Source organism: Moorena sp. SIO3B2 (assembly GCF_010692525.1).
GTDB classification, from domain to species: domain Bacteria; phylum Cyanobacteriota; class Cyanobacteriia; order Cyanobacteriales; family Coleofasciculaceae; genus Moorena; species Moorena producens.
The window spans coordinates 1-7,662 of record NZ_JAAHHE010000293.1 but is presented as its reverse complement, the minus strand read 5'-3'; the positions used below and the strand labels follow the sequence as shown (position 1 = coordinate 7,662).

The 7,662-nt window shown below is 45.5% G+C and carries 9 protein-coding genes; 4 read left to right on the top strand and 5 right to left on the bottom strand.

Translation table 11 applies throughout. The annotated features are described in order from the left end of the window. Window positions 1-73: 73 nt before the first annotated feature. Both pstC and F6K38_RS31575 read right to left on the bottom strand, forming a co-directional pair. Window positions 74-1,015 carry a phosphate ABC transporter permease subunit PstC gene (gene pstC, locus F6K38_RS31580; protein WP_287359008.1) on the bottom strand — a complete coding sequence of 314 codons (942 nt, stop codon included), beginning with the start codon at window positions 1,013-1,015 and terminating at the stop codon, window positions 74-76. Between the two features lie 293 nt (window positions 1,016-1,308). Further along, entirely contained in the window at window positions 1,309-2,304 is a 996-nt protein-coding gene (locus F6K38_RS31575; protein ID WP_287359006.1) for a PstS family phosphate ABC transporter substrate-binding protein, read from the bottom strand. Between the two features lie 173 nt (window positions 2,305-2,477). On the opposite strand from F6K38_RS31575, the gene bioB reads away from it, so the two are divergent. After that, window positions 2,478-3,635, top strand: a complete 1,158-nt coding sequence (bioB, locus tag F6K38_RS31570) for a biotin synthase BioB (RefSeq protein WP_502709618.1) — start codon at window positions 2,478-2,480, stop codon at window positions 3,633-3,635. Window positions 3,636-3,672: 37 nt separating this feature from the next. Beyond that, window positions 3,673-4,257: a biotin transporter BioY gene (locus F6K38_RS31565; RefSeq protein ID WP_008179727.1), complete on the top strand. Its 585-nt coding sequence runs from the start codon at window positions 3,673-3,675 to the stop codon at window positions 4,255-4,257. Window positions 4,258-4,288: 31 nt separating this feature from the next. Here F6K38_RS31565 and F6K38_RS31560 read toward each other — a convergent pair whose 3' ends face one another. After that, window positions 4,289-4,417, bottom strand: coding sequence for a hypothetical protein (locus F6K38_RS31560; RefSeq protein WP_287257428.1), 129 nt, complete (start codon window positions 4,415-4,417; stop codon window positions 4,289-4,291). Between the two features lie 12 nt (window positions 4,418-4,429). On the opposite strand from F6K38_RS31560, the gene lspA reads away from it, so the two are divergent. Both lspA and F6K38_RS31550 read left to right on the top strand, forming a co-directional pair. Next, a complete protein-coding gene (gene lspA, locus F6K38_RS31555; RefSeq protein ID WP_287311210.1) occupies window positions 4,430-4,936 on the top strand; it encodes a signal peptidase II in 507 nt (168 codons plus the stop codon). Window positions 4,937-5,249: 313 nt separating this feature from the next. Next, window positions 5,250-5,756, top strand: coding sequence for a ferric uptake regulation protein (locus F6K38_RS31550; RefSeq protein ID WP_008179729.1), 507 nt, complete (start codon window positions 5,250-5,252; stop codon window positions 5,754-5,756). Window positions 5,757-5,779: 23 nt separating this feature from the next. Here F6K38_RS31550 and F6K38_RS31545 read toward each other — a convergent pair whose 3' ends face one another. Both F6K38_RS31545 and F6K38_RS31540 read right to left on the bottom strand, forming a co-directional pair. After that, window positions 5,780-6,799: an ABC transporter ATP-binding protein gene (locus tag F6K38_RS31545; protein WP_008179730.1), complete on the bottom strand. Its 1,020-nt coding sequence runs from the start codon at window positions 6,797-6,799 to the stop codon at window positions 5,780-5,782. An 83-nt stretch (window positions 6,800-6,882) separates the two neighbouring features. Beyond that, window positions 6,883-7,491: a TetR/AcrR family transcriptional regulator gene (locus F6K38_RS31540; protein ID WP_287255085.1), complete on the bottom strand. Its 609-nt coding sequence runs from the start codon at window positions 7,489-7,491 to the stop codon at window positions 6,883-6,885. Window positions 7,492-7,662: the final 171 nt, after the last annotated feature.

Genomic DNA, 7,662 nt, shown 5'->3' with positions numbered 1-7,662 from the left:
TTGTAGCGCTTGGGTAGCGCGAGGTTGAAGTAACCTGGGGAATCGTCTCCTAGAGGTTTTAGGTCTTGTGCCATTAGTCGTATTTCTCCCGAAAGCGACGGACAAACCAAAAGCTAAAGATATTTAGGGCTAAGGTCAGTAAGAACAGGGTCATACCTACAGAAAAAATAGTTTTGTAAGCTAGGGAACCTGCTGGTGTATCTCCCATGCTGACCTGAACGATATAGGCTGTCATGGTCATCACTGGTACTAGGGGATTTAGTCCTAAGGTGGGATTTTGACCGGCAGCAATGCTAACAATCATGGTTTCACCCACAGCACGGGAAACCGCTAGTACGAAGGAAGCAACAATTCCAGATAATGCTGCTGGTATTACTACTCCGATAATGGTTTCTCGTTTAGTTGCCCCCAAGGCATAAGCACCTTGTCTTAAACTATTGGGTACAGCATAGATAGCATCTTCACTGAGGGAAGCTACCATGGGAATAATGGCTATTCCTAAAACAATCCCAGCGCTTAAGGCATTGAATCCTTGTAACCCGGGAATAAATGTTTTTAAGAAGGGGCTAACTAGCATCAGGGCGAAGTAACCGAATACTACCGTAGGAACCCCTGCTAATATTTCTAGGGCAGGTTTGAGCCAGCGACGGATACCAGGAGATGCATATTCACTCAAGCAGATAGCTGCAAGCAATCCCAAAGGTAATGCCACCATCAGCGCGATGACAGAGGTCAGGAAGGTGGCACTAATTAGCACGAAAATGCCAAACTGGGGATTAGCAAACAAGGGAGTCCATGCTGTATCAGTCAGGAATTTCCAGAGTGATACTTCTTGGAAAAATGCTACTGTTTCAAATATTAGGGTTAGAACAATGCCGATGGTAGTTGCGACAGAAACAAAGGCAAAGGTAGCAAAAACTATTTTTACTACCAGTTCTACCCGCTTGTTTAATTGCCGGTTTGGTCGAAACATCTCAGAGTCTGATGACTCAAAAGATGGCGGAGTGGTAGTCATTGGTAAAGTTTTAAGTGTGAAGGAGCAAGTGTGTTCGCTTGATAGCGTTCTGTAAGGGTAGGATGAAGTGCGAATGATAAAGGATAAAGGATGAAGGATGAAGTGTGAGAAATTAAGTGTGAGAAATCAAGTGTGAGGAATCAAGTGTGAGGAATGAAATAATTATACTGATAGATGTACTTATGATATCTATCAAGGTGACTTACAAGCAAGGTGACTTAGCAACTTGTATTTTTTCGGCCTTCATCCTTCATCTTTCATCCTTCAGACTTTAAGAAATCCTTTACTATTCTTTATTTCTCTAATAGCTCTTTAACTTTGGATCCTTTAGGAGCATTAGCAAAGACTGTACCGACTGTGCCTTCGCTAAAGCGCTTTCTCACCAGCATCATAATGTCTTCTGGCATGGGCACATAGCCAACTTCGGAGATTAATTTAGAATTTTCTGCTGCCAAATGATACTCTACAAAAGCTTTAACTTCAGGTCGATTCGCCGCCTCTTTATTGACATAGATAAACTCTGGGCGAGATAGAGGTTTGTAACTCCCATCGGCAATAGTTGCTTTGTTAGGCGCAACACAACCACTTCCTCCATTAATCTCTAGCAGTTTGAGTTTATCTTTGTTTTCTTCGTAGTAGGCGTAACCAAAGAAGGCTAGTCCACCCTTATCAGTAGATACCCCTTGCACCAGCAAATTGTCATCTTCACTAGCGGTATAGTCGCCCCGAGAACCAGCGTCTTTACCAACCGTGTTTTCCATAAAGTAGTCATAGGTTCCGGAGTCAGTTCCTGGACCATAAAGTCCTAGTTTGGTATCGGGGAACTTAGGATTAATTTGCTTCCAGTTTTTGATTTTGTCTTGAGCTGCTGGCTCCCAGATTTTTTTGAGTTCAGCAGTTTTTAGGCAGCTAGCAAAATTATTTTCTTTGTTAACTACCACAGAGAGTCCATCAAATGCGATGGGTAATTCGATGTACTCAATTCCTCCCTTCTTGCAAAGTTCTATTTCTGATGCTTTGATCGGACGGGAGCCGTTGGAAATATCCGTTTCTCGAGCACAAAACTTCTTGAATCCACCACCAGTACCAGAGATACCGACGGTAACTTTGATTCCCGGATTGGCTTTCTGGAACTCTTCCGCCATTGCCTCAGAGATGGGAAATACGGTACTGGAACCATCTACCTCAACTGTAGCTGTGGGGGCTGAACCACCACCACAGGATGTAATGCCCACGGCTAAGGTGGTGATCAATGCTATTGACAATAAAGAATTCTTTTGAGACAACATGGAATTGGCTTAATTTTTTTAGGCGTCACAGCCGGAGTGTACCGCTCCATCATCAAGACTAGGTTAAGCATTGGGTTAAAATTTAATTAAGAAAAGGTTAAATTTATAGTTGGTGTAGTAGGTTTCACTAGCTAACTTACTCTAAAGTGGTATAGTGAAGGATGCCTTTAAAGCTGATATACGTGGGAGATACTGTGGTTCAAGCACCTTTGTCAACTGCTGTAGGTCTATCTGTAGGTTTATCAAATACACCAGGAAGTACACCAGCAAGTACACCAGAACAATGCTTAACATCCCCAGCATCCTTGAATGAGTGGCTGCAAAAGCTAACTGAGGGGATTATTGCAGGCGATCGCATTACTAGAGAGGAAGCCTTAGCCCTTACCAAACTGGAAGGGCAAGATAATATATTGCTGCTGTGCCAAGCAGCTGACAAAGTGCGCCAAGCCTGCTGTGGTAATACCGTGGATTTGTGTAGTATCGTCAATGTGAAATCTGGTGGCTGCTCAGAAAACTGTGGCTTCTGCGCCCAGTCGGCTCACCATCCTGGCGTTGATTCCCCGATTTATGGTCTTAAGTCTAAGGAAGAGATTATGGATCAAGCTAAGGCAGCTCAAGCGGCTGGAGCCAAACGTTTTTGCCTAGTGAGTCAGGGACGTGGACCAAAGTACAGTAGTCCTAAATCGAAAGAGTTTGAACAAATTCTGGAAACCGTACGGGAGATTATTGCCGAAACCAGCATTAAGCCTTGCTGTGCCTTGGGAGAAGTGACCTCGGAACAAGCCGAAGCCCTGAAAGAAGCTGGGGTAACTCGCTACAACCACAACTTAGAAAGCTCAGAAAGGTTTTTCCCAGAAATTGTCACTACCCACAGCTGGCGCGATCGCGTCGAGACGATCCAGAACTTGAAAGCCGTGGGGATTCAAGCTTGCACTGGTGGGATTATGGGCATGGGAGAAAGCTGGGAAGACCGAGTGGATTTAGCTCTATCCCTGCGGGAGTTAAAGGTGGAGTCAGTACCCCTGAACTTGCTCAATCCTCGGTCTGGAACCCCTTTGGGAGAATCTGGCAAGCTAGATACCTATGAAGCACTAAAAGCGATCGCAATTTTCCGGATGATCCTACCTGAGCAAATCCTGCGCTATGCTGGTGGGCGAGAAGCCGTGATGGGCCAATTGCAGGCACAAGGGCTAAAATCCGGAATCAATGCTATGCTGATTGGACACTACCTCACCACTCTGGGACAGCCACCAGAGCAAGACCACGCTATGCTGGACTCTTTGGGTCTAACCGGTGGTGAAGCTCCGATTCCCGGAGAATATAACTCTTAGAATAAATAGCCAGAATAAATAGATTATCGATGTAACTGTGTCTGCTCCCAATGAGATTTTGTGGGCCATAATTGGTTTGCTGCTGACAATCGGCGGCACGTTTCTAGAAGCCTTCTTTGTCTCCAATCCACCCTGGGATTGGTCAACTCAAGGTGTTCAAACTATATCCTTAGGGGTTACCTATCAGATTGGAGCAGTCCTACTAGCTGCTTGTTTAGGAGGCAGAAATGCTGGTGCTCTTTCTCAAATTGCCTATGTTGTGATCGGGTTGAACCTGCCAGTCTTTACTCAAGGTGGAGGTATTGGCTATATCAAGGAACCCAGCTTTGGATACATACTAGGCTTTATTGCCGGAGCCTGGGTGTGTGGTTTTTTAGCCTTTCGCGTACAACCACGAGTCGAAACATTGGCATTTAGCTGCCTATGTGGTTTACTAACCATCCATGCCTATGGTGTCGGCTATTTGATGATTTTCCACGGCATCAATTGGTCAGTGCTTGGGGCTGAGCCTCTCATGGAAGCCATCATGAAATATACCATTTCACCTTTACCGAGTCAGCTAGTGGTAATTTGTTCTGTCACCGTTGTGGCATTTGCTCTACGGCAGTTGATGTTTTATTGATAGTCATTGGTCAAAATAAATTTGTTAATTGCTAAGGTTTAATTAACAAAAGACTAATCACTAGATGTGTAAAACGGCTTTGACACTCCCGACTCCCGACTCCCGACTCCCGACTCCCGACTCCTAGTAAGTCCCTCACCCAATCAATAAATGCTATCATGACTAATGACTAATGAAAAAAAACCGCCTGTGTTGGTTTGCTGCTGCTATTGGTCTGATTCTGGATCAGCTGACTAAATATTGGGTGGTGCAGAATTTTGAATTGAAAGAGACTCTACCCCTGTGGCAAGGGGTGTTTCACTTTACCTATTTTACTAATACTGGTGCCGCTTTCAGTCTCTTTAGTGAAGACGGCAGCTGGTTGCGCTGGCTGTCCTTAGCTGTGAGTATTGGTTTAATCGCCCTAGCTTGGTTTGGACCAAAGCTGATTAGGTTGGAACAGCTTGGTTATGGCTTCATACTGGGAGGAGCATTGGGTAATGGCATAGACCGTTTTTTCAACAGTTGTTTGGTAGATAACCAGACAGTAACGGGTTGCGTTGTGGATTTCCTCGATTTTCGGTTGATTAACTTCCCGGTATTTAATGTGGCCGATGTGTGTATCAACGTAGGTATTGTGTGCTTGCTTATTGCAAGTTTTAAGCATCAATCACCAAAATCTAGGGAGAGGGGGCAATAACATAGTCATAACTTACAAGCCACAAGGCACAAGGGTTATGGCCAATCTGCTTCCATAAGCCTGTTCCCTGTCTTCCCTCTGTGCCCCGTCTTTCCATTATTCGCCCTTTTCCTAACTTATTTGCCAAATCCGGATCGTGCTGGATTTGGTATTTTCGGCGTATCCCTGTATCCGAGCTCGATCCGTGCCTGCCCTATTCTCAAAAGTAACCAATAATCCTTTACTATTTATTCTCAATTAGAAAATTTTCTTGCAAGTGAGAGAAATAATTATTTAATATTGTCAATAATGGCTCGTTTTTGAGAGGGTTACCATGGCTAACTATACAGCTGCTTCACTCAAGGCCGAACTCAATGCTCGAGGTTGGCGTATGACACCACAACGGGAGACCATTCTCCACGTTTTCCAAAATTTACCGAGAGGAACCCATCTCAGTGCTGAGGAACTTCACGAATTGCTCGAGCAACGAGCAGAAGGAATCAGCTTATCTACTATTTACCGTAGCGTTAAGTTAATGTCACGGATGGGCATCCTGCGGGAATTGGAGTTGGCAGAAGGGCATAAACATTATGAACTCAATCAGCCTTTTCCCCATCATCACCATCATCTGGTGTGTATTCAGTGTAACCAGACCGTTGAATTCAAGAATGACTCAATCTTGAAACAAGGGATGAAGCAGGTGGAAAAAGAAGGCTTGCAGCTGATTGATTGCCAGCTGACCATTCATACCATTTGCCCAGAAGCCCTGCGCATGGGATGGCCTTCGGCTCTACCGAGTAATTGGCGTTGCTCTCGATCCATTGCGATGCACGAACATTAGTTTTGTGAGTGGTTGTCGTTTTGTCAATGAACTAAATGACAAGCAACATAATGTCCTCTACCTGCATCTTTAAACTCTGGTTCTGGGTCTTGCCGACAAGTATCCATTACCATAGGACAGCGAGTGTGAAACCGACAACCTTTGGGGGGATTGCTGGGGCTGGGTACATCACCTGTTAGGATAATACGTTCCCGTTGACGCTCAAGTTCAGGGTCAGGAATTGGTACGGCTGAGATTAATGCTTGGGTATAGGGATGCAAGGGGTTCTCATATAAACAGACGCGATCTGCGAGTTCTACTATTTTGCCTAGGTACATTACTGCCACCCGGTCAGAAATGTGGCGCACTATACTTAAATCGTGAGCAATAAATAGATAAGTTAAGCCCATATCTGCTTGCAACGACTGCATCAAGTTAACGACTTGGGCTTGAATGGATACATCTAAAGCAGCAATCGGTTCATCACATACTATAAAGTCAGGGTTTAAAGCTAAGGCGCGAGCAATCACAATCCGCTGACGCTGACCCCCAGAGAATTCGTGGGGATAGCGATTGATAAACTGGGGATTGAGTCCTACCACCTCTAGTAAGGACTGGACTCGTTCTTGTTTTTGTTTACCGATGGCTAACCCATGGATTTGCAGGGGTTCACCGACAATACTTCCTACGGTCATCCTGGGATTGAGAGAAGCATAGGGGTCTTGAAAAATCATTTGCATCCGGCGGCGCATCTGGCGCAGGGATTCAGCCTCTAGCTGGGTTAGGTCGATATTTTCAAAGTAAACATGACCAGCTGTCGGACGGTATAGTTGTAGGATCGCTCGTCCGGTGGTACTTTTGCCACAGCCAGATTCTCCTACTAAGCCTAAAGTTTCGCCACGGTTGATATCGAAGTTGAGTCCATCAACAGCTTTGATGGAGCCAATTTGCTTTTGCCAGATGATTCCTTGGGTGATGGGGAAGTGCATCTGTAGGTTTTCTATGTGTAAGAGACTTTTGTTTTGTGGGTTGGGCTTGGGGTTGTCTAGCTGTGGTGCTGTCATGTGATTGTTTAATGCTTAATCGCAATCATATTAGCCGTTCACATGCCATTGCTTTAATGTTTGACAACACCAACTTGTCTTGATTAAGGATTACCGGAGCCAGGGATAGGATGGGTAGACAGTAACTCGTTAACGTAGCGCCGAATTACAATCTGCTGCTGGTCAGGGCTAAGGCGTTTGGCTTGAATCAGGGAGTCGAGGCTAACCCCATTGACCAGGGCTAACAGGGCGTTGGCTTCTAACTCTGGCTCTATGTTAGGTCGAATCAGTTTGGCTGACTGTAGAGCTTTCAACTCTTGAATAATCACCTGACGGAGCTGAGCAGCACTATGTTGATGCTCAGCCATCAGGGATTCTCGTCCAATGGCATACCCCAAAAAGGCCACCCAGACCTTGAGAATATCTTGCCGTTCAGTGTCTAGTGGCAAAAACGCAGATAGCATTTCTACCAGTCGATCGACTCCCCTAGCGTGCTCTGTTGCAGCCTGCATGGTTTTTTGCAGACGCTGAGTTACTTGATTAAGGGCAAACAGAATAAGCTCCTGCTTATCTCGAAAGTGGTGAGTAACAACTCCGGTGGTGCAACCCAGCTCTTGGGCGATCGCGCGCATACTGGTGCGATCTAACCCCTCTCGGACAATAACTCGCCAGGCGGCTTCAGAAACTTCAAGGCGGCGATCCTGTTGGGACATGAGCATTAAAGGGAACTATAGCAGAAGTCATTTGTCAGAAGTCAGTGCGGCTTGTTCCTACTAGGAGCCTCTAGAAAATAGAGGGGTATGAGTAGGGGACTTCGCGAGGAATAAAAACCTCAAAAGTCTAACTGTCTAACGGATGCGGGTGAAAACCCCGCCCTTCAGGAG

Excerpts from the sequence above, each read along its gene's own strand:
- pstC (WP_287359008.1), bottom strand. The coding sequence starts at position 1,015 with ATGACTACCACTCCGCCATCTTTTGAGTCATCAGACTCTGAGATGTTT.
- F6K38_RS31575 (WP_287359006.1), bottom strand. The coding sequence starts at position 2,304 with ATGTTGTCTCAAAAGAATTCTTTATTGTCAATAGCATTGATCACCACC.
- F6K38_RS31560 (WP_287257428.1), bottom strand. The coding sequence starts at position 4,417 with ATGATAGCATTTATTGATTGGGTGAGGGACTTACTAGGAGTCGGGAGT.
- lspA (WP_287311210.1), top strand. The coding sequence starts at position 4,430 with ATGAAAAAAAACCGCCTGTGTTGGTTTGCTGCTGCTATTGGTCTGATT.
- F6K38_RS31550 (WP_008179729.1), top strand. The coding sequence starts at position 5,250 with ATGGCTAACTATACAGCTGCTTCACTCAAGGCCGAACTCAATGCTCGA.
- F6K38_RS31545 (WP_008179730.1), bottom strand. The coding sequence starts at position 6,799 with ATGACAGCACCACAGCTAGACAACCCCAAGCCCAACCCACAAAACAAA.
- F6K38_RS31540 (WP_287255085.1), bottom strand. The coding sequence starts at position 7,491 with ATGTCCCAACAGGATCGCCGCCTTGAAGTTTCTGAAGCCGCCTGGCGA.